This is a genomic window from Ignavibacteria bacterium, assembly GCA_036262055.1.
In the GTDB taxonomy this organism is placed as follows: domain Bacteria; phylum Bacteroidota; class Ignavibacteria; order Tepidaquicellales; family Tepidaquicellaceae; genus DATAJP01.
In genome coordinates this window covers 539,287-561,289 of record DATAJP010000003.1, presented here as the reverse complement: position 1 = coordinate 561,289, position 22,003 = coordinate 539,287, and the positions used below count along the sequence as shown (strand labels likewise).

The following is a 22,003-nucleotide window of genomic DNA, read 5'->3' as shown; positions in this document are numbered from 1 at the left end:
GTTTATTTGGCGCTGTTAACCTGATTTAAAAAATATTGATAAGTAATTTTTAATCCTTCTGCCCTTGATACTTTCGGCTGCCATCCTAAAAGCTTTTTGGCTTTGGTAATATCCGGCTTTCTCTGCTTCGGGTCATCCTGCGGAAGCGCTTCGTGAACAATTTTTTGTTTTGTGCCCGTCAGTTTAATGATTTCTTCAGCAAAATCATTTATTGTAATTTCATCGGGATTGCCAATGTTAACGGGATAAGGGTAATCACTCATAAGCAATTTATAAATTCCATCGATGAGGTCATCTACGTAACAAAATGACCTTGTCTGTTTCCCGTCTCCAAAAACCGTAAGGTCTTCGCCTCTTATTGCCTGCCCGATTAAAGTCGGAAGAACTCTGCCGTCATCTAAACGCATTCTCGGACCATAAGTATTAAATATTCTCACGATTCTTGTATCGACGTTGTGAAAAGTATGATATGCCATTGTTATAGCTTCCATAAACCTTTTTGCTTCATCATAAACACCGCGCGGACCTATCGGGTTTACATTCCCCCAGTATTCTTCATTCTGAGGATGAACCTGTGGGTCACCGTAAACTTCCGAAGTCGATGCAATTAGAAACCGTGATTTTTTTTCTTTTGCAAGTCCAAGAAGATTGTGGGTTCCAAGCGAACCTACTTTCAAAGTTTGAATCGGCATCTTTAGATAATCAATCGGACTTGCAGGAGATGCGAAATGAAGTATGTAATCGAGCTTTCCCGGAACGTGAACGAATTTAGTTACGTCATGAAAATAAAACTGAAATGATTCGAGAGGGAATAAATGCTCAATGTTTTTCATCGAACCCGTGAGCAGGTTGTCCATTCCAATTACATTGCATCCTTCTTTAATAAATCTATCACATAAATGAGAGCCAAGAAATCCTGCGGCGCCCGTAATTAAAATTCTTTTTTGTTCAGGCATCAGATGAGGAGAGAATTTTTAATTTTCATAATTGATGCTAAAATAAGTATAATTAAAATAATAATTTAGTTCATAATCCTTACTCAAATTTTATTTTCTTTATATTTAAAATAGCTTTAAAATGATGATTATGAATATTATCTTAACATTACCTTTTAGTTATAATCTTAAAATATCAGGTATATTTGCTTGACCTTATAACCCAAAAGTTAATAGAATATTGGCATAATTTAATTAATTTTATTCCGTCTCTTATAATCGGAATTTTAATTTTAATTATTTTTTATTTTATTGCCAATTTTGTATGTAAGATATTAAGAAACAGGTTAAACAAACGGCTTGAAGATAAATTACTTATTGCTTTTATAAGCAACATAGTTAAGACGATTGTTATAATTATCGGTATAATGTTCTTTATGAAAACGGTAGGTCTGGCTACGTTCTTTGGCGGATTTGTCGGAGGTGCGGCAGTATCAGCTCTGGTTATTGGCTTTGCGTTTAAAGACATAATTGAAAATTTTCTGGCGGGAATTATTCTTGCATTCAATCGTCCGTTCAAAACAGGTGATACGGTTGTTTCAGGTGACATTACAGGAAACATTGTTGACCTTAATATCAGATACACGCATCTGAAAACGTTTGAGGGATTTGATGTTTATATTCCTAACTCGAACATAATCACTAAACCTCTCATAAATTACACAAGAGACGGCAAACGCAGGTTTGATTTTCTTGTGAACATAGATTATGGTTCTGATATCGGCAAAGCCACACATATAATTATAAAAGTTGTTGATGATACAAAAGAAATTATTAAGGAACCGGCGCCGATGATAATAATGGATTCGTTTAATCCGAGTTATGTGGTTCTGAAAGTTTTATACTGGGTTGATAATAATTTGCTTGACCGTTCGCAGTTTCTTGTGAAGAGCGATTTGATGCAGAATATAAGTTCCGAACTAAAGAAGAATGGAATTAATATGCCGATTAGCTCGATGTTTGTGCGCGGGGGCAAAGAACCAATAAGTGTAGAAGTAATAAAATAATATTTTCAAAATTTAATTTTAAATAAATAGTTTAAATAAATAACGGAGCAAATAATTATGGCTGAATATTCTCCATCAACAATACGAAACATTTCTATCATAGGACATGGCGGAACGGGAAAAACAATTTTCGCTGAGTCAGTTCTTTTCCAGACGGGTGTTATAAATCGTATGGGAAAGATTGAAGAGGGCAACACGGTAAGTGATTACCATAAAGATGAAGTCGAAAAACAAATTTCGATTAATTCTTCCTTAATGAATACAGTATTCAAAAATTCCGAAGGCAAAAATATTAAATTAAACATAATCGACACGCCCGGTTTTATGGATTTTATCGGTGAGGTTGTATCAGCTCTTAGAGTTACCGAAACATCGCTTGTATTTGTGGATGCTATCAAAGGACGCGAGGTCGGAACGGAGCTTTGTTTTCATAACACGAATCATTACCATAATGACATTATGTTTGTGATTAATAAATGCGACCAGGAGAATGTTGATTATGATAAAATTGTAAATCAGTTAAAAGACAGCTTTGGTTCAAAAGTTACTGTGATGCAATTTCCGGCAAACCCGGGACCTAACTTTGATTCAATTGTTGATGTTGCCAAAATGAAACTGCTTAAATTCAAAACTGATGGAAAGGGAGAATATACAGAAGAAGAAATTCCTTCGCATTTGAAAGCAAAAGCTGATGAGTATCATCAGATGTTTGTTGAAAACATTGCCGAAGAAGATGAATCATTGCTCGAGAAGTTTTTCGAAAACGGAAGCTTGACAGATGAAGAAATCAAAAAGGGGTTAACAGACGGCTTAAGAACGCACCAGATATTTCCATTGTTCTGCTCTGCCGCGCAAAAAGGAATCGGCGTGAAGCCGATTTTGGAATTTATTTCCGATTACACGGAATCTCTTGTCGATAGAAAACCTGAAATTGCTTACAAACCGGGAACAAAACAGGAAGTTGAAGTAAATCCTGCGAAAGATACCGAGCCGACATTGTTTGTATTTAAAACTGTTTCTGAAAAAAATATCGGTGAGCTTTCATTCTTCAGGGTTTATTCAGGGAAGGCAACTCCAGGACTTGATTTGATTAACGAAGCTACGGGAAAATCAGAACGTCTTGCTCAGCTTTATATAATGAACGGTAAAGACAGAAAAGAATCTAATGAAGTTATTGCAGGAGATATTGCAGCGGTTGTTAAATTGAAAGATACCCATACTAATAACACGCTCAGCACGAAAAATCACCCTGTGATTTTAAAAGAGATTACTTTTCCTGACCCGAATATTACACTTGCATTGATTCCCAAGAAAAAAGGCGAGGAAGATAAGATTGCATCTGCACTTCATTCGTTCCATGAAGAAGACCCGACTTTTGTAGTTCAATACAATAAAGAGACAGGTCAAACATTAATCAGCGGTCAGGGTGAAATTCATCTGCAGACAGTTGTTCAGAGAATGAAAAATAAATATAATCTCGATGTTGATTTAATAGACCCGAAAATTCCTTATAGGGAAACAATAAGAGCGACTGTAAGTGATATTGAGTATAAACATAAGAAACAATCAGGCGGACGCGGACAATTTGGGCATGTTCATCTGAAGCTTGAGCCGCTTCCAAGAGGAAGGGGATTTGAATTTGTCGATGCAATTGTCGGCGGTGTTGTTCCCGGAAGATTTGTGCCAGCTGTTGAAAAAGGAATTCAGGAGGTTATGACTCACGGCGTATTAGTGGGTTGTCCCGTGATTGACGTGAAAGCTACGCTTCATTTCGGTTCATATCATACGGTTGACTCTGATGAAATGTCATTTAAGATTGCCGCTTCAATGGCATTCAAAAAAGGATTTAAAGAAGCAAAGCCGGTTATACTCGAACCGATTTATGATGTTGAAATTGTTTTCCCGGAGGAGTTCATGGGAGCAGTTTCGGGTGATATTTCTTCACGAAGAGGAAAAATTGCCGGTATGGAAGCTGAAGGTCATCTGCAAAAAATTACATGCCAGATGCCGCTTTCGGAGATGAATGGTTATTCATCAAAGCTTCGCTCATTGACGCAGGGACGCGGAACATATAAGAGAAAGTTTTCACATTATGAAGACGTTCCGAAAGATGTTGAAACAAAAATCATTGCAGAATACGAAAAGCAAAAAGCATCAGAATAATTTTTTCAACACTGATTAATATGAAAAATATGAATAACACAGTTTTTGAAAAATCATAAAAAAATCTGTGTTAATCTGCGTTTAAATAAAAAACAATATGGAAATATTTTTAGAATCGAGTACTTATGTCAGTTTAATTACACTTACATTTCTTGAAATTGTTCTTGGTATAGATAACATTATTTTTATATCTATAATTACAGGACGGCTTCCAAAAGAGCAGCAGGAGAAAGGAAGAATTATCGGTTTATCTCTTGCGATAGTATTCAGAATTATTTTATTATTGTTCATTTTCTGGATTGTAGGTTTAGTTGAGCCGTTATTTACAATTTTCGGATGGCCGATTTCGGGAAGGGATTTGATTTTAATTGCCGGAGGTTTATTTCTTATGGCAAAAAGCACAACTGAAATACATGAAAAGCTTCAGGGTGCGGAAGAAACTGCAAAAGATGCTTCAAAGAAAAAGATTACTTTTTCAGGTGTTATAATACAAATTATTTTGCTTGATTTAGTTTTCTCATTTGACTCCGTTATTACAGCAGTCGGATTGGTAAGTCATATTTCAATAATGATAATTGCTGTTTTATTGTCTCTTGGTGTAATGCTTATTTTTGCAAACAAGGTCAGTGACTTTATTCACAAACATCCGACAATGAAAATGCTTGCGCTTTCATTCTTGTTGATGATAGGTCTTTTATTATTTGTGGAAGGGTTCCACGTCGAAGTTCCTAAAGGATATGTATATTTTGCAATGGCGTTTGCATTCGTTGTTGAACTTTTGAATTTAAAATTGCGAAAAAAATCCGAACCTGTGGAGTTAAAAGAACGTTACAAAGATTAAATTTTATAAAAATCATTTCATATAAAAGCATTATGGCAATATGTCATAATGCTTTTTTTATTTAAAGGTGTATTTTGGTAACTTTTGGTGAATTTTTTGTGTTTAAATATTTTGTAAGAATAAGTTAACTTTACAAAAATCATATAAAAAATGAAAACAATCTGGAAAGGTTCGATCAGTTTCGGGCTTGTTAACATTCCTGTTAAAATGTATACAGCTACGCAAAGCCATACGCTTGATTTGGACATGCTTCATAAAGATGATTTATGTCCGATAAAATTTTTACGCGTGTGCCGGGAAGACGGCAGGGAAGTGCCGTATAAAGATATTGTGAAGGGATACAAATACAAAGACGGTGATTATGTTGTTCTGACAAATAAAGATTTTGAGGCTGCCAGCGTTGAGAAGACGCACTCGATAGACATTGAGCATTTTATAGATGAAAAAGAAATAAACTCAATTTATTATGAGAAGCCATATTATCTCGAACCGGAAAAAGGCGGAACGAAATCATATTCTCTATTAAGAGAAGCAATAAAAAAATCTAAAAAGGTTGGCATCGGAAGGTTTGTCCTTAAAAATCGTGAACATATAGGCGTTCTGAAGCTTTATGATGATATGATAATATGGAATCAATTGCGCTATCAGGATGAAATCCGTTCACCGAAAGATTTAGGTATTCCCAAGGGAGGACATACCAGCGCTAAAGAAGTTGATATGGCGATTGCTTTAATTAAACAATTAGAGCATAAGTTTACACCGAAAGATTATAAAGATACTTATGTAGAAGAATTGAAAAAAATAATTGAACAAAAAGCTAAAGGACGAAAAGTTAAACCAAAAGGAAAAGCTCCTAAGGCAACAAGCTCAAAGAACCTGATGACATTGCTGAAATCAAGCATAAAGAAAAAAGCAGCATAATTTATAATTCATTATGGCTTTAGAAAAATATAAGAAGAAACGGGACTTTAAAGAAACTACAGAACCTAAAGGCGGAAAGTCTATTGATAAGAATTTAATCTTTGTTGTCCAGAAACATTCAGCTTCACATCTGCATTATGATTTTCGTCTTGAGTTGAAAGGAGTTTTGGTAAGCTGGGCTGTTCCGAAAGGTCCTTCGATGAACCCTGAAGACAAGCGGCTTGCAATGATGGTTGAAGACCATCCGTTTGACTATAGGGATTTTGAAGGAATAATTCCAAAAGGAAATTACGGAGCAGGCGAAGTTATAGTATGGGATACAGGAATTTACATTCCTGAAGGAGGAACGACATCGAAAAAAGAAAACGAGAAAATTATGTATGGTATGCTGAGCAAGGGCGATGTAAAGATTGTTTTGCTTGGGAAAAAATTAAAAGGGGAGTTTGCTGTTGTAAAGATGAAAGGCGCAAAAGAAAATAACTCATGGCTTCTGATTAAAAAAAATGATGAATATGCAACTGATGCAGATATTTTAAAAAAAGACAAATCAGTGAAATCGAATCTTACGATAGAAAAGTTGAAAAATAAAAATGCCGACAGAGAAAAGAAAAAACGTACTCAGCGTAAGATCTCTTAAAACACCGTTCCCACGTGAAGTAAGTCCAATGCTTGCAACCCTTACTGATAAAGCATTTGACGGAGACAACTGGATATTCGAAATTAAATATGACGGCTACCGCATAATTTCTTTAATAAAAAATAAAAAGGTAAAGCTCACATCCAGGAAACAGCAGGATTATTCCGACAGATACATTCACGTTACAAAAGAGCTTGAAAAAAAAATAAAAAAAGATGTTGTGCTGGACGGAGAAGTTGTGATTGATGATGAAACCGGTGTTTCAAATTTCCAGCTTCTGCAAAATTATACCCGGACTCGGGAAGGACAGGTTGTTTATTATGTCTTTGATATTCTCTGGCTTGACGGATACAGCCTGGAACAAATGCCGTTAATTGACAGAAAAGAATTGTTAAGGAAAATACTTCCGAAGTCATCGAATTTTGTTAAATACAGCGACCACGTTGAGTGCGAAGGCAAAAAATTATTTAAGCTCGCTGTTAAACAGGGGCTTGAAGGTCTGATTGCAAAAAAGAAAACGAGTTTTTATTATGAAGGTGCGAGGTCGAATGACTGGCTGAAAATAAAAACCGAGAAGAGACAGGAAGTTGTAATCTGCGGATATACCGAGCCGCGCGCAAGCAGAAAGTTTTTTGGCGCGTTGATTCTGGCTGTTTATGAAAAAGGAAAGTTAACTTATGTAGGTCATACAGGAACAGGATTTGACTATGCGACATTGAAAGATACTTATAATTTGCTTACAAAGTTCAGGCAGAAGGAAAGTCCGTTTGAAGACGTTCCAAAAACCAACATGCCTGTTACATGGGTGAAGCCGGAACTTGTATGCGAAATAAAATTTTCTAACTGGACAACCGACGGAGTTATGCGGCATCCGGTATTTATGGGAATAAGAGAAGATAAAAAAGCGAAAGAAGTTACAAGGGAAGAGAAGAGGTAAAAACCGGAAGAATTGTCATTCCAGCGGAAGCTGGAATCTAGTCCAAAAGCATTCAAGCGGAATAATGCTCGGATCATAAAAACTTACTTTAATATATATATTAAATAAATCGGCAGAATAATTCTTAGTTAATGCTTGCCTGGATCCCAGCTTCCGCTGGGATGACATTTTAAATAATAGAAGAAATAATTTATGGATGAGCAAATAAAAATAGGGAAGACGGAGTTTAAGGTAACTAACCTTGATAAAATTTATTGGCCTGACGAGGGGTACACAAAGGGTGATATGATAAAATATTATTATGAGATTGCGAATTATATGCTGCCGTATCTAAAAAACAGACCTGAATCGCTTAACAGATTCCCGAACGGAATAAAAGGACCGAGCTTTTACCAAAAAAATGTCGGTGATACTCTTCCGAAATGGCTCAAAAAAGAAAAGATATATTCTGAATCTAATGATGAATACATAAATTATCTTGTCTGTAATGACAAGGCAACGCTTGTTTATATGGCAAATCTTGGGTGCATTGAAATTAATCCGTGGTGTTCGACAATAAAATATCTTGATAAGCCGGATTATCTTGTAATCGACTTAGACCCTGAGGATATTTCATTTGATAAAGTCATTGAGACCGCAAGAGCAGTAAAAGAAGTTCTTGATAAAGCTAAGTGTGATGGGTATTGTAAGACATCGGGAGCAACAGGATTACATATTTATGTTCCATTGAATCATAAATATGAATACGAGATTGCACGGGAGTTCGCAAAAGTTATTGCATCGCATGTTCACGACCTTCTACCCGGTTTCACGAGCATGGAACGAAGTCCGAAGAAACGTCAGAAAAAAGTTTATTTAGATTATCTTCAAAACAGCAGGGGACAAACACTTGCAGCGCCTTACAGTCTGCGCCCCAAACCGAAAGCAACCGTATCAACTCCTCTTGAGTGGAAAGAGCTCAAGACTAAATTCACTCCACAGGATTTCACAATCAAAACCATCCAAAAAAGATTAAAGAAAAAAGGTGATTTATTTAAAGGCGTTCTAGGGAAAGGCGTTAATGTCGAAAAATGCCTGAAAAATCTTAACTCATAAAATCATAGAAACTTTTGTAGTGATTGAACTTATTAATAATATTCCGTGTTAAAATATTCGAATCTTATTTTATCTCTCTGCATGGGCTTTTAGTAAATCACAAAGCTTCAGGGTTCGTGAAATACTGCCCATGCAGCAGGGGTTTTTTAATTTATGGACGTGATTTTTCCTCCCGGCGGTGTATTCTTGGTCAAAAAATTCAACATTAAATTATATAAATGTTTTCTTGTGTTTTGACCCTCGAAGATTCCATGCGAACGATTGGGATATGGCATAACCTGAAACTGTTTGTTATTCCTTACAAGCTCATTAATTAAAGCTTCCGTATTTTGATAATGAACGTTGTCGTCTCCCGTTCCATGAATTAAGAGCAGATTCCCCTGCAAGTTTTTTGCATTAGTAACGGCAGAATTTTCTTTGTAAGCTTCCTCGTTTTCCTGCGGAAGTCCCATATATCTTTCGGTGTAAATATTATCATATAAATGTAAATCGGTTACGGGAGCGACTGATATTCCGGTTTTGAATATTTCAGGATAACGGAAAAGAAGATTAAGCGTTGTTGTTCCGCCTCCGCTCCATCCATAAACTGCAATCCGCTCGGGGTCGATGAAATTCCATTTTGAAATTTCTTTCATTCCCATAGCAATATCATGGGAATTGATACTTCCGTTATTTTTATAAATGCTCTTACGCCATTCACGTCCTTTGGGAGCAGGCGTGCCTCGATTATCCATTGTGAGAATGATGTAGCCCATTTCTGCAAGAACATAATTCCAATCGAAATCCCATCTATCGAGGGCAGTTTGTCCGCCGGGCTCTCCATAAACACTCAGAAAGACGGGATATTTTTTTGTCGAGTCGAAATCAGGCGGAAATAAAATCTGAGCATCCATTTCAATTCCGTTTTCAGTTGTTAGTTTAAAGAAATGATATTGAGGCAAATCAAGGTTTGCAATCTGTTCCTTGTATTTTTTATTTTCCGATAGCGGAGCAATAATGTTATGATATGCAAGCGTGATTAAATCAATGGAACGCGGAGTGTTTGCATTTGAAAAAGTGTGAACTGCATACTTTCCATCGGGTGAAATATTATAAACATTTGTGCCTTCATATCCGTAAGGTGTAACTTTTTCAGGTTCGCCCGGAGTTTTATAATTTACTTTGTATAAATATCTTTGAGTTGCATTTTCAGGGGAGGCAGTAAAAAATATATCGCCGCTTTCGGTATTTATACCTTTGATATCAATTACATCGTAATCAACGGTTGTTAGATTCATTTCACTTTGGTCTTTCAAAGATAGCATATAAATATGCCGCCATCCGCCCTTCTCGCTTGTGAAGAAAACATTTTCACCGTGTATGTCTTGAAATAATTCAATGCTTTCGGGTTCAATAAAAGCTTCATCTTTTTCGGAATAAATTAATTCTGATTTTCCATTTAAAGGATTGCATAACCAAAAATTGATTTCATTTTGTTTGCGGTTAAGCTGCTGAACTATTAATTTGTCTTCATCAAGAGGATTTTTAGTTGTAACACCATCAACATAAATTTTATTTTTATTGCTTACCCACTGCATTTTGGGAATATAGTTCTGAACGGGGTCGCCGGGAATTTTCATCCACGTTATTTTTCCGCCTTTAGGGGAAACAACCCCGATTTTAGCAGATGAAGGGTCTTCGCCTGCTTTGGGATATTGAATGGGAATTGTTTTTGAGTACTGATCATCAGTATTATTTATAAGCAAAAAATCTTTAATGTATGTGGCATTAATCTGCCAGAAGGCAATTGACATCCCGTCAGGACTCCACATAAAGCCGTCTTTGCATCCGAACTCTTCTTCATAAGCCCAATCGAATGTTCCGTTGATTATGTTTGAATCACCGTCGGTAGTGAGTTGAGTAACTTTTTTTGAGTTCAAATCCTCAACATAAATATTTGATTTGAAAACATAGGCAACTTTTTGACCATTAGGAGAGAATTTTGCAAACATTAGGTTTGATTCAGGGATAAGTTTTTCTCTTCCGCCATAAAACTGCATACGTTCATCATTAAATCTTTTTTCTGAAATGCTTTTACCGGGTCCAAGCTGTGTAAGCTGTTTTGTTTTCAAATCGAGAACCCAGTAATCACCTCGTGTGTTTGTGCGCCATACGCGTTTTGTGTTTGTGAAAATCAAAAGCTTTGTGCGGTCCGGTGAAAGAGAATATGAAGCAATGCCAAGCGGTTCTTTCCAATCTTTGGGGATTAACTGTTCGGCAGTAACAAAAATTTCTTTTGAGTTTATGTCAGTTTTATACTTAACATTATCATAAGCGCCTTCGATTGTTTGAGAAGGCTCAAGAGTTAAATAATATTCACCACCGTTAATCCATTCAATCCGCGGAGCGGCTTCCTGACGGTATTTGCCTGAAAGAATGTCATCAATGGTAAGTTTGTCAGGGGTAAGCTTATTTGATTCTTGGGTTTCCTGAGCGGAAGCTTGTGTGAAAAAAATAAAAATTAATATTAATATTGCAGAGGTAAAAGAATGGAAAGCTTTTCGCATTTGAACGGTTTATGTTTCAATACTCAAATATTAACATATTATAATTATTTTAAAACATATAAAACAATAGTGAGTGCGGCGATTATTTGGCTTCAGTAATGGAGTAGGAACAAAAGATTAAGCAGGAGTGCTGTTATCTTTTGATGAATCGCGATAAGAAAACGGCGAGGAATTGTTCACGTCAAGCTGAAGACATTTTTTACAAAGCGTTTCCTTATTCGGAATCGAACTGCTTATCATCGTTTCCGGATTTTTTACATTCGGAAAATCAGGGCAATCCTTATGCCAGTGCCATATCTCACCGCCGTCTGTTCCTATGTTTACCCCCTTGTAAAATGGTCCGTAATATTTCATCTTAGCATTTTAATTGTTGATAAATATAATGATTATTAATGCTAATAAAAATAAGGTCAATTACTTAGATTCTTAGGTATAAATACCGTGCCTGCTATACCATGCTAATGTGCACATTAATCGGCGTTTATGATGCCTTTGGAGATGGCGTATTTGGTAAGCCCTGAAACTGTTTTAATATTGAGCTTTTTCATAATATTGTTGCGGTGGCTCTCAACGGTTCGGACGCTGAGCTTAAAATTAAAAGCTACTTCTTTATTGCTGAAGCCGTTTGCAAGCATTGTAAGAATCTGGGTTTCACGTTTGGTTAAATTATTAACCGACTGGGTAGCTCTTGATTTTCGCAAATCATCTCTGTGGTGTTTCAGAAGGGTTTTATCAAGCTTGATGCTTAAATAGGGACTATTATCTGCAACGCATTTAACTGCTTTTATAAGCTCACCCGGAGCAACATCTTTGAGAAGATAACCCATAGCTCCCATGCAGAGGAAGTCGAGAACGTATTTTTCATTTTCATGCAAAGCAATGATTTTGGCATCCGGATTTTTTTGAAGGAGCAGCTGTGCCGCTTTTAAGCCGTTCATTTCAGGCATGTCGACATCCATAAAGATTATGTCGCATTTCATTTCCGAGAGTTTCTCAACGGCTTCTTTTCCGTTAGATGCTTCACCAATGCACTCGATTTTTTGAGTTTTTTCGAGTTCGGTTTTTAAACCGGCACGGACAATGGGCTGGTCATCGGCAATGAAGACCTTTATTTTACTACGTTTCTTTTTCTCCAAGTTTAAGTAAATGAGCTATGCAAATATAATATATATAAGGCATTTAAACAATCAGCGGAATAACTGATGAATTTTAGGTAGTAATACGAGCGACGGAATTGTGCATAAAGAGTTTGAAAGTTCATTCCCAAAGGGATGCCTATGGCAAAAGTTTGTAAAGTTCATAAAGTGACTGTAAGTAATTTCTCGTGTTGTTATTTTGGTTTTTTGAGAATGTAGGGGAGGAGGAACTTCCAAGTATCGCGTTTTTCACGCCAAGTGAACAAGTCTAAATGATTTTCGAAGTAATTATTAAATGAGGAAAATATTATTTCGATTGACTTTTGAGTTTCTTGTGTGAGTTTGTTGGGAGTTCCTTTTTTACGTCCTCCTGTTTTTGGTTTTCCTTTTTCAAATGGCATGAGCTTAGTTTGTCAAGTTTGAAAGTTTATAAAGTTTGTAAAGCTGTTTCATTCTATTTTTATTCTATTTTTTGTGAAATGTTTGAGTTGTGATTTGTAATTAAAGTTTTTTGAAAAAATTTATTCTATTCATTCTAAAGTAGAATGGAGGGCATGAAATAAAACATTATAATTTCGGGATTGTTGGATTGAATTTCAGGGGAAATGGGGTTAGGATGAGGAAAGTGACGGGGGATTGAGGGTTTGAAAGAAAATTGGTAAATTAATGAATTAAGACCGAAATAAACTAATCCATATGAATATTATCCCAAATACATATAATATTAGACAAATATTAAATTCAGGACCTTATAGAATTCCTAGATTTCAAAGACCTTTTTCATGGCAAAATGAACAACTTATAGATTTTTTAGATGATATTTTTAATTTGATAGAATCTCAAGAAACTGAACCGTTATATGTTGGTGCATTTGTATTTAATAATGAAAATATGAGAACTACAGGAAAATTAGAAATAATTGATGGTCAACAACGTTTAATAAGTATAACATTATTATTTGTAGCAATTCGAGATATTTGTAATGAATTGGAATTTGATGACTTAAAGGCAGGTATACAAACTAATTATATTGAAGCAAAAGATGATAGGAATAATTTATATTATAGAATAGTATTTCATACTGATTCGCAAAATGATTTTTATGATAAATATTTTTTAAAAATAGATCATGATAACTTAAAAAGGAATATTTTAGAATCTGTAGAAGCGAAAAATATTTATAATGCATATAAATATTTTTACGACAGGATAAAAAATCATTTGAAAAGTAAGATTTACAAAAAAAATGATGAAAAATATACCTTTTTGGAAAAACTTAGAGATACAATCACAAATATATTAGCAGTCGCAATTGAAGTAGATTCTGAAGAAGTTGCATATCAAGTTTTTGAAACTCTCAATTCTAAAGGTTTAACATTATCCCAAACTGATTTGTTGAAAAACTTAATATTAAAAAAATATAGACCTGAAAGAGAATTGGATCGTGCTAAAATGACTTGGGATACCATTATCTCAAATTTAGAGAAATTAAAATTACAACCTGAAAGATTCGTTAGATATTATTGGTTATCTAAATATAAATTTATATCTGGTAAATATTTGTATAAATCAATAAAGCGTGAAATAACTAATTATAAATCATTACTTAGTGAATTATTAACCGAAAGTGAAGTTTATGCAATTATAAATACTCCTAACAAAGAAAATTTTTCTAAAGACATTCATTCAAATGAAATATTTGAATCTCTTAAATTACTCAAATTAATTGGTATTCAGCAATGTGATCCACTTATGTTGTCAATGTTTAGAGCTTATAAATCAAAAAGAATATCTAAGAGTCAATTAAAAAATACTATAAAGTTAATTGAAAATTTTTCATTTCTTTTTCGAATGGCAGGTAAAAATCCATCTGGTATAGAAAGAACTTATTCAAAATTTGCAATTCTAACTCAAAATTGTAAAGATGGTAATGAGTTTGATACAAAAGTCCTTAAAGAATTGAAAAAAACATTCAAAGAAAAAAAGCCAACTTATGACGAGTTCGAAGCCCCATTTTTAAAATTGAATTTTTTAGATGATAGAGGCTTGTGTTTTGTAATTTTAGATAGAATTAACAGAAAAGAAAATAATCAAAATAATCTTAATCTTTTTAATTTTACTCTTGAACATATTCTATCTGATAACCCAGACAGTTGTTGGAATTTGACAGCAGAACAAATTAGAGAGTATGTTCATTTAATTGGAAATCTTACATTACTTGAAAATGAACTTAATGTTAATGCGGATAATAAATGTATAAAGGATAAGATTAAATATTATAAGGATTCCGAATACAAAATGACACGAAAATTAAAAAAATTAAAGGAATGGAATCAAAATACAATTAATGACCGTTCAATAACTTTAGCAAAGTATGCTTATATGCATATTTGGAAAGTCTAAAATTCCTCCTCAATTTCTTCATTTTTATTCAAAACTTTATTAACTAAATTTCGGAAGTGGGATTTTTGATTTCGGATTTCTTCAATTTCGGACTTCGGATTGAGGATTTCGGATTGAAAAACCGATAATTCGAACATATAACGCAAAATAGCGTTTAAATTTATATAAACTAAGATAAATCTTATGTATGGTAATGCTTATATAGATGAAAAGGATGTTAAGAATTCCGGTAAAAATGGTAAGGGGAGTGGTGTTGGTGCGAATGGTTTGGGGGCGGATGAGGATCCGGTGAAGCTTGCGGAGTTTGAGGCGAGAATTTTGGCGGGTGAGAAAATCGAGCCGACGGATTGGATGCCGGCGGAATACAGAAGGCAGCTTACGAGAATGATTGAGCAGCATGCTCATAGTGAAATCATCGGGGCTTTGCCTGAGGGCACGTGGATTACGAGAGCGCCGGGTTTCAGAAGGAAGCTTGCTTTGATGGCTAAGGTTCAGGATGAAGTTGGTCATGCGCAGCTGCTTTACAGCGCGGTGGAGACTTTGGGCAAGCCGAGAGAGCAGATGATAAATGATTTGATCAGCGGGAAGTCGAAGTACTCGAATGTGTTTAATTATCCTGCGGTGACGTGGGCTGATACTGCGGTGATTGCGTGGCTGATTGATGCGGGCGCGATAATAAATCAGGTTGCGAACTCGAAGGGTTCATATGGTCCTTATTGCAGAGCGCTTGAGAGAATTTGCCAGGAAGAGTCTTTTCATCTGAAATACGGGCATGACAATGTTGTGTTTCTTGCGACGGGTACGCCTAAGCAGAGAGAGATGGTTCAGGAAGCGCTGAACAGATGGTGGACTCCGATAATGCATTTCTTTGGTCCGTCGGATAAAATTTCTGTTCATACGGAAACAATGATGAAGTGGAAATTGAAAATGGCGAGCAATGATGACATGAGGCAGAAGTTTCTGGATATGTACGTGCCGAAAATCTGGGATCTGGGATTGACGATTCCCGATGAGGCGCTGAAAAAAAATGAAGAGACGGGTAAGTGGGAATATACGGAGCCGGACTGGGATGAGTTTAAGCGCGTCATCAATGGTGATGGTCCATGTAATGCAGAGCGGCTTGCGGTGAGAAAGATGGCGGAGGATAAGGGTAAATGGGTGAGAGAGGCGTTGATGAACAAGAGGGAAGTGTATGCGGTGCCGCTTAGCTAAGTGGTGAAGTGGTGAAGTGGTGAAGTGGTGAAGTGTGAAGTGTGAAGTGTGAAGTGTGAATTGTGAATGAGTGAAAAGGCAAAAGTAAAAAAGCAAAAACAGAATATTGTAAAAACATTTTTGACAGATATAAGCCTGCTTGAAGTTGCGGGCTTTTTGTTTTGAGAAAAGTATTTCAACGTTCAAGTTTTTAACGCTGATAATTTATGATTTATTTACGATAAACGCTGAAAAAGATTTTTTATTAAATTTTTTAAAAAACATAAATTCAGCGGTTATCTGCGTTGAAGAATAAGTGGGTAAAAAGAAAAGTAAATGGCGATAAAATCTCTCGACCCGAGAATAACAAGAGCGAACATAGAAGCAGAAAAGAATGCGGTGAATACGCTTGATGCGCATGACCACTGGCAGACGTATGAAGTGTTTACGCAGGAAAAGCGCGGCGATAAGTATGTTCACGTTGGCTCGCTTCATGCGCCTAATAATGATATGGCGTGGGTGTTGGCAAAGGAGCAGTTCGGCAGAAGAAATAAATGCACGGGACTCTGGGTTGTGAAGACGACGGATATTTTTACAGGGATTGATGATGAGGAAGAGATGTTTGAGAGAAATCAGGAGAAGATTTATCGTGAGGCGGGCGGATATAAGGTTATGGAGAGGATAAATAAGTACAAGAAGGGGCAAAAGTAAAAAGGCAAAAGGCAAAAATGAAATTCAACACTGATTTATATGATAGAATTATGATGAACGCTGATTTAATTGAAATTAAAAATTGTCTTTCATAAATCATAAATTTCAGCGTAATCTGTGTTGAAAAAGTTTGTGAAAATTTGTGAAATTAGTGGGTAAAAAAATATGAACGAGACGGAAAAATTGGGTTTGAAAGATTTGTTGTTTAAGATGGCTGATGATGAGCTGATATTGGGGCATCGTAATTCGGAATGGACGGGGCTTGGTCCGATATTGGAGGAAGATATTGCGTTTTCTTCGATGGCGCAGGATAAGCTTGGTCATGCGCAGACGCTTTATAATATTTTGAATGAGCTTGGCGAAGCAGATGCGGATACGCTTGCATTCACGAGAAAAGAAAATGAATATAAATGCTGTCATCTGGTTGAGTATCCTATTGGCGAATATGATTTTAGTTTGATGCGGCAGTTTTTGTTTGACCATGCAGAAGCTATCAGATATAACATGCTTGCGAACTCAAAGTACGAACCGCTTGCGAATGCGGCGAGGAAGTTCAGAGGCGAATTGAGATATCATTTGATGCATGCTGATACGTGGATTGTTCAGCTTGGCAATGCGAATGAAGAAAGCAACTTGAGATTGCAGTCGGCATTGAATGAATGCATGCCGCTTGCGTTGGGAATTTTTGAAGAGTCGGAATATGAAAGTGTTATTATAGAGAGTGGAGATTTTGAAGGAGAGAAAAAATTGCAGAAGCTTTGGCTTGAAGCGATTGAGCCGATTTTGAAACAGGCGAATTTGAAGATACCTTCTTTTGCGAGTTTAACTCCTGCTTATGGAGGAAGAAGAGGGTTTCATACTGAATATTTGAAGCCGCTTGTAGATGAAATGACGGAAGTATATGGAATTGACCCGAGTGCGGAGTGGTAGTGTCCATTGAAAAGGCAAAAGTAAAAAGGCAAAAAAGGAAGTTAGAAGTAAAAAATTTGATTACGAAAGAGGAAATATTAGAGAAGTTGGAAGAGGTGAAAGATCCGGAGATACCGAAGCTGTCGGTTGTTGAGCTTGGGGTGATTACGGATATCGATATAAAAGAGAATGATGTAAAAATTACGATGACGCCGACGTTTGCGGGATGTCCAGCGCTTGATGTGATGCAGAAGGATATTAAGAATGCGGTGTCGGAATTGCCGGTTGATAATGTTGAGGTGAATGTGAGTTTTGATAAGAGCTGGAATTCGAATATGATTACGGAACGGGGAAAGCAGATTTTGAAGGAGTCGGGTTTTGCTCCGCCTCCAAATCATAACGGAGTTTTTCAGATTGATATTTTTAATAAGGTGAAGTGTCCTTTTTGCGAATCGGAGAATACAAAATTGCAGACTCCGTTCGGTCCGACACTTTGCAGAGCGATACATTATTGTAATAATTGTCATCAGGCGTTTGAGCAGTTTAAGCCGGTGTAAGATTTTCAACGCTGATTTTTATGATTGATTATGATTCTAAAGAATGAGATGACCCAAAGGGTGCCCCTTCGCTGCGCTCAGAATGACACTTTTAAAGCTGTAAATCATAAATTTCAGCGGTAATCAGCGTTGAGTAAAAAGAAAATTTAAGTTTATAAAAATATATGAGACTTGAGGATTTAACGGAAGAGCAAAGAGAAAAGATTTCTGAATTCGGAGTGAATACGTGGTATGTTCTGGATTTGTTTTCGGAATATAAGAAAGACCCGTCGTCTGTGAATAAGAAATGGCAGGATTATTTCAAAGCGTTTGAAGTAAGTGATTTGAATGAGCTTGGATATAATAATGGCAGTGGAGCAAATGGTTCTAATGGAACAAATGGTCATGGTGAAACATCCGCAAAAACTTCTATAAAAAGAGAAGCATCGAAGGTTACTTCATCGAATAGGGATACAGGAAAAAATATTCAAGCTCCAAATGTTGTGATGCCGAAGCCGATGGAAGATGAGGAGGCGGTTGTTATAAGAGGAGCAGGCGCGAGAGTTATCGAGAATATGACTACGAGCTTGACGATTCCGACTGCGACTACGTTCAGAGCAATTCCTGTTAAGCTTCTTGAAGAAAACAGAATTATAATCAACCAGCATCTTAAAAGAGTTCAGAGAGGGAAAATTTCTTTTACGCACATAATCGGGTGGGCGATTATTAAAGCGATTAAGAGTGTTCCTGTGATGAATAATGCCTTTACGATTATTGACGGTGAGCCGATGCTGATTAAGAAAGAGCATGTGAATCTTGGGTTGGCGATTGATTTAGAAAAGAAAGATGGAACGCGTTCACTGATTGTGCCGAATATTAAAAAAGCCGATACAATGAATTTCAGCGAGTTCTTCGATGCATATAATGATATTATAAACCGTGCGAGAGCAAATAAAATTGAAGTGGCAGATTTTCAGGGAACAACAATCAGTCTGACTAACCCGGGAACAATCGGCACGATGGCTTCTAACCCGAGATTGATGCTCGGACAAGGCGCAATAATTGCGACAGGTGCGATTGAGTATCCTGCGGAGTTTCAGGCGGCGACGGAAGATGTGATTTCATCACTCGGCATAAGCAAAGTTATGAATATGACATCGACTTATGACCACAGGATTATTCAGGGTGCGGAATCGGGAATGTTTCTGAAAAGAATTCACGAACTGCTTTTAGGCAACGAAAATTTTTATGAAGAGATTTTCAGAGACTTACAGATACCTGTATTACCTGTGCATTGGCAGAAAGATAAACCTGCATCAGACGGAATCGAGAATTTAAATGAAATCGAAAAACAGGCGCATGCAATACAGATGATTAACATGTTCCGTGTTCGGGGACATTTGCTTGCGCAGCTTGACCCTTTGACTGATGTTGTGCATTCACATCCTGAGCTTGATTCTTCATTCTATGGATTTACAATTTGGGATTATGACAGGAAATTTATTACAGACGGGCTTGCGGGATTAAGAACTGCAACACTCAGAGAGATTTTAGACATACTTTATAAAACTTACTGCGACAGGATAGGAGTTGAGTTCAGGCATATACAGGACCCTGAAGAAAAACAATGGCTTCAGGACATTATGGAGCCGGTGAGAAATACTCCAAAGTTTTCGAATGAGCTCAAGAAACATATTTTGTTTAAGCTGATGCAGTCGGAGTATTTTGAAAAGTATATAGATAAGAGATATTTGGGACATAAAAGATTTTCGCTTGAAGGAAGCGAAACCATCATTGCGCTCCTTGATTATTTACTGACTATTGCGGCTGATGATGATGTTGATGAAGTTATGTTTGGCATGGCGCACCGCGGAAGATTGAATGTGCTTGCAAACATAATAGGGAAATCCATGGAAGCAATTTTCTCAGAGTTTGAGGGAAAATATGCAAACCCTAATCCGCAGGGAAGCGGTGACGTTAAATATCATCTCGGTGCGACGGGTGAATATCAAACATTTCATGGTGAAAGCATTAAAGTTGGCATTGCATCAAATCCGAGCCACCTGGAATTTGTGAATCCTGTTGTCGAAGGAATTGTGAGAGCAAAACAAACAAAGCTCGATGACAATGCGAGAAAGAAAGTTATTCCGGTATTACTGCATGGAGATGGCGCATTTGCAGGGCAGGGAATTGTTGCGGAGACTTTGAATTTGTCGCAGCTTCGTGGATACAGCACAGGCGGAACAATTCATATTATCATAAATAACCAGATTGGTTTTACGACAGCTCCTGTCGATGCGAGGTCGACTGTGTATGCAACTGACGTAGCGAAGATGGTTCAGGCACCGATATTCCACGTGAACGGTGATGACCCTGAAGCAACAGTGTGGGTTACGGATATTGCGTTCAAATACAGGCAGAAATACAAAAAAGATGTTGTGATTGACGTGTTCGGTTACAGAAGACTCGGGCATAATGAAACCGACGAGCCGGCTTATACTCAGCCGTTAATGTATAAGGCAATTAAAGCTCATCCGTCAGTACTTGAGATTTATAAGAAGAGATTGCTTGAAGAAAAAGTTATTACAGAGGACGATTATAAAAAAATGGAGAAGGATGTAGTTTCGCATTTAGATACCCATTATGAAAAGGCGCATAAGAAAGAAGATGAATTGACAGTCGATGCACCGCTTGTGATGTCAGACGATGAAATTGAAGCAATAAAAAATAAAATAAGTACAAAGGTAAGCGCAGAGGAATTGAACGCAGTTGTTGAAACGATTACTGAGATGCCTGATAAGTTCACGCTTCATCCGAAATTGAAAAAGTTTATCGATACAAGAAAAGATTTCCTCACGAATGACAAAGTTTTAGTTGACTGGGCGTTTGCCGAAGCGCTTGCTTTCGGGACGCTTATAAATGAAGGTGTTTCGATTCGTCTCAGCGGTCAGGACAGCGCAAGAGGAACGTTCTCGCAGAGGCACATGGTTCTGACGGATGTTAATACAGGAGATGAAATTGTTCTGCATGAAAATTTAAAACCCGGAGTGAAGGTTGAAGCGCTTGACAGTTTACTTTCGGAGCAGGCGGTGCTTGGTTTTGAATACGGTTACAGCACAGCCGACCCGACGACGCTTGTAATGTGGGAAGCTCAGTTCGGTGATTTTGCAAATGGCGCGCAGGTTATAATCGATAACTTCATTGCGAGCTCATATTCTAAATGGCACTTGCCGAGTGACATTGTGTTGTTATTGCCGCATGGACAGGAAGGTCAGGGACCTGAACACTCAAGTGCGCGATTGGAAAGATTTTTGGAATTATGCGCAAATGATAATATGTTTGTCTGCAATCCGACGACATCGGCGCAGTATTTTCATTTATTGAGAAGACAGGCGAAGGATAAAGTAAGAAAACCGTTGATTATAATGACGCCAAAGAGCTTGCTGAGAGAGAAAATGGCATCTTCGATGAAGAATGAATTTGTAAATGAGAAATTCCACAGAGTATTATTTGATACAGAACTTGCAGCAGACGGAAAAGGTAAAGATGTGAGAAAAATTATTTTAACAAGCGGTAAGGTTTATTATGATTTGCTTAAATACAGAACCGAACAAAAAATAACTGACGTTGCTATAGTTAGATTAGAGCAATATTATCCTTATCCTTCCGAAATATTGCAGGAAGAAGTGTTCAATGTTTACAGGAAAGCAAAAGTTGTTGCATGGGTTCAGGAAGAGCCGGAGAATTTCGGGGCGTTAAGATTCCTTGCCTTGAGATTGATGAAAGACATACGCAAAGACCAGAAGCTTGAGCTGATTGCACGAAAAGAAAGCTCAAGTCCTGCGCCGGGCTCAAAGAAAAGATTCGATGAAACCCAGCTGAAGATTATGCAAGATGTTTTTGCGTGATTTTGTTTCGCCGCAAAGACACGAAGACACAAAGAATTTTAATTGGCAAACCCTTTCGCCTCATTTT

General features: G+C 36.9%; 17 protein-coding genes. 13 read left to right on the top strand and 4 right to left on the bottom strand.

The features are described from left to right. Positions 1-2: 2 nt before the first annotated feature. Positions 3-956 carry a UDP-glucuronic acid decarboxylase family protein gene (locus VHP32_09605; protein HEX2788149.1) on the bottom strand — a complete coding sequence of 318 codons (954 nt, stop codon included), beginning with the start codon at positions 954-956 and terminating at the stop codon, positions 3-5. A 185-nt stretch (positions 957-1,141) separates the two neighbouring features. Between VHP32_09605 and VHP32_09600 the strand changes: the two genes are divergently transcribed. The 7 genes from VHP32_09600 to ligD (VHP32_09570) all read left to right on the top strand — a co-directional run bounded on the left by VHP32_09600 (position 1,142) and on the right by ligD (VHP32_09570) (position 8,596). Beyond that, positions 1,142-2,002 carry a mechanosensitive ion channel family protein gene (locus tag VHP32_09600; GenBank protein ID HEX2788148.1) on the top strand — a complete coding sequence of 287 codons (861 nt, stop codon included), beginning with the start codon at positions 1,142-1,144 and terminating at the stop codon, positions 2,000-2,002. Between the two features lie 57 nt (positions 2,003-2,059). Then, complete coding sequence (fusA, locus tag VHP32_09595) at positions 2,060-4,165, top strand: elongation factor G (protein HEX2788147.1); 2,106 nt, start codon at positions 2,060-2,062, stop codon at positions 4,163-4,165. 97 nt (positions 4,166-4,262) lie between these two features. Continuing rightward, positions 4,263-5,006: a TerC family protein gene (locus VHP32_09590; protein HEX2788146.1), complete on the top strand. Its 744-nt coding sequence runs from the start codon at positions 4,263-4,265 to the stop codon at positions 5,004-5,006. A gap of 150 nt (positions 5,007-5,156) precedes the next feature. Further along, on the top strand, positions 5,157-5,927 hold the full coding sequence (locus VHP32_09585; GenBank protein HEX2788145.1) for a Ku protein: 771 nt from the start codon (positions 5,157-5,159) through the stop codon (positions 5,925-5,927). A gap of 13 nt (positions 5,928-5,940) precedes the next feature. Further along, complete coding sequence (locus VHP32_09580; GenBank protein ID HEX2788144.1) at positions 5,941-6,564, top strand: DNA polymerase ligase N-terminal domain-containing protein; 624 nt, start codon at positions 5,941-5,943, stop codon at positions 6,562-6,564. After that, positions 6,518-7,501, top strand: a complete 984-nt coding sequence (ligD, locus tag VHP32_09575) for a non-homologous end-joining DNA ligase (GenBank protein ID HEX2788143.1) — start codon at positions 6,518-6,520, stop codon at positions 7,499-7,501. The genes VHP32_09580 and ligD (VHP32_09575) overlap by 47 nt, the downstream gene beginning before the upstream one ends. A gap of 192 nt (positions 7,502-7,693) precedes the next feature. Beyond that, on the top strand, positions 7,694-8,596 hold the full coding sequence (gene ligD, locus VHP32_09570) for a non-homologous end-joining DNA ligase (GenBank protein ID HEX2788142.1): 903 nt from the start codon (positions 7,694-7,696) through the stop codon (positions 8,594-8,596). Between the two features lie 146 nt (positions 8,597-8,742). On the opposite strand, the gene VHP32_09565 is transcribed toward ligD (VHP32_09570), so the two are convergent. The 3 genes from VHP32_09565 to VHP32_09555 all read right to left on the bottom strand — a co-directional run bounded on the left by VHP32_09565 (position 8,743) and on the right by VHP32_09555 (position 12,278). Beyond that, on the bottom strand, positions 8,743-11,142 hold the full coding sequence (locus tag VHP32_09565; GenBank protein ID HEX2788141.1) for a DPP IV N-terminal domain-containing protein: 2,400 nt from the start codon (positions 11,140-11,142) through the stop codon (positions 8,743-8,745). Positions 11,143-11,259: 117 nt separating this feature from the next. After that, complete coding sequence (locus tag VHP32_09560; protein ID HEX2788140.1) at positions 11,260-11,496, bottom strand: hypothetical protein; 237 nt, start codon at positions 11,494-11,496, stop codon at positions 11,260-11,262. Between the two features lie 116 nt (positions 11,497-11,612). Next, positions 11,613-12,278 carry a response regulator transcription factor gene (locus VHP32_09555; protein HEX2788139.1) on the bottom strand — a complete coding sequence of 222 codons (666 nt, stop codon included), beginning with the start codon at positions 12,276-12,278 and terminating at the stop codon, positions 11,613-11,615. A 696-nt stretch (positions 12,279-12,974) separates the two neighbouring features. On the opposite strand from VHP32_09555, the gene VHP32_09550 reads away from it, so the two are divergent. The 6 genes from VHP32_09550 (at position 12,975) to VHP32_09525 (ending at position 21,936) form a co-directional block, all read left to right on the top strand. Further along, on the top strand, positions 12,975-14,681 hold the full coding sequence (locus tag VHP32_09550) for a DUF262 domain-containing HNH endonuclease family protein (protein ID HEX2788138.1): 1,707 nt from the start codon (positions 12,975-12,977) through the stop codon (positions 14,679-14,681). Between the two features lie 183 nt (positions 14,682-14,864). Beyond that, positions 14,865-15,893 (top strand): 1,2-phenylacetyl-CoA epoxidase subunit PaaA, encoded by a 1,029-nt coding sequence (paaA, locus tag VHP32_09545; GenBank protein ID HEX2788137.1) that lies wholly within the window; start codon positions 14,865-14,867, stop codon positions 15,891-15,893. 315 nt (positions 15,894-16,208) lie between these two features. Continuing rightward, a complete protein-coding gene (paaB, locus tag VHP32_09540; protein HEX2788136.1) occupies positions 16,209-16,583 on the top strand; it encodes a 1,2-phenylacetyl-CoA epoxidase subunit PaaB in 375 nt (124 codons plus the stop codon). A gap of 165 nt (positions 16,584-16,748) precedes the next feature. Beyond that, positions 16,749-17,513 carry a 1,2-phenylacetyl-CoA epoxidase subunit PaaC gene (gene paaC, locus VHP32_09535; protein HEX2788135.1) on the top strand — a complete coding sequence of 255 codons (765 nt, stop codon included), beginning with the start codon at positions 16,749-16,751 and terminating at the stop codon, positions 17,511-17,513. Positions 17,514-17,569: 56 nt separating this feature from the next. Next, positions 17,570-18,049, top strand: a complete 480-nt coding sequence (gene paaD / locus VHP32_09530) for a 1,2-phenylacetyl-CoA epoxidase subunit PaaD (protein ID HEX2788134.1) — start codon at positions 17,570-17,572, stop codon at positions 18,047-18,049. Between the two features lie 164 nt (positions 18,050-18,213). Further along, complete coding sequence (locus VHP32_09525; protein HEX2788133.1) at positions 18,214-21,936, top strand: multifunctional oxoglutarate decarboxylase/oxoglutarate dehydrogenase thiamine pyrophosphate-binding subunit/dihydrolipoyllysine-residue succinyltransferase subunit; 3,723 nt, start codon at positions 18,214-18,216, stop codon at positions 21,934-21,936. The last annotated feature ends 67 nt before the right edge of the window (positions 21,937-22,003 follow it).

Bases quoted from the DNA above. Each gene is read 5' to 3' on its own strand.
- paaC (HEX2788135.1), top strand. From the start codon at position 16,749: ATGAACGAGACGGAAAAATTGGGTTTGAAAGATTTGTTGTTTAAGATG.
- VHP32_09565 (HEX2788141.1), bottom strand. From the start codon at position 11,142: ATGCGAAAAGCTTTCCATTCTTTTACCTCTGCAATATTAATATTAATT.
- VHP32_09605 (HEX2788149.1), bottom strand. From the start codon at position 956: ATGCCTGAACAAAAAAGAATTTTAATTACGGGCGCCGCAGGATTTCTT.
- VHP32_09560 (HEX2788140.1), bottom strand. From the start codon at position 11,496: ATGAAATATTACGGACCATTTTACAAGGGGGTAAACATAGGAACAGAC.
- paaB (HEX2788136.1), top strand. From the start codon at position 16,209: ATGGCGATAAAATCTCTCGACCCGAGAATAACAAGAGCGAACATAGAA.
- VHP32_09525 (HEX2788133.1), top strand. From the start codon at position 18,214: ATGAGACTTGAGGATTTAACGGAAGAGCAAAGAGAAAAGATTTCTGAA.
- VHP32_09550 (HEX2788138.1), top strand. From the start codon at position 12,975: ATGAATATTATCCCAAATACATATAATATTAGACAAATATTAAATTCA.
- VHP32_09585 (HEX2788145.1), top strand. From the start codon at position 5,157: ATGAAAACAATCTGGAAAGGTTCGATCAGTTTCGGGCTTGTTAACATT.
- fusA (HEX2788147.1), top strand. From the start codon at position 2,060: ATGGCTGAATATTCTCCATCAACAATACGAAACATTTCTATCATAGGA.
- VHP32_09580 (HEX2788144.1), top strand. From the start codon at position 5,941: ATGGCTTTAGAAAAATATAAGAAGAAACGGGACTTTAAAGAAACTACA.
- ligD (HEX2788143.1), top strand. From the start codon at position 6,518: ATGCCGACAGAGAAAAGAAAAAACGTACTCAGCGTAAGATCTCTTAAA.
- paaA (HEX2788137.1), top strand. From the start codon at position 14,865: ATGTATGGTAATGCTTATATAGATGAAAAGGATGTTAAGAATTCCGGT.
- ligD (HEX2788142.1), top strand. From the start codon at position 7,694: ATGGATGAGCAAATAAAAATAGGGAAGACGGAGTTTAAGGTAACTAAC.
- VHP32_09590 (HEX2788146.1), top strand. From the start codon at position 4,263: ATGGAAATATTTTTAGAATCGAGTACTTATGTCAGTTTAATTACACTT.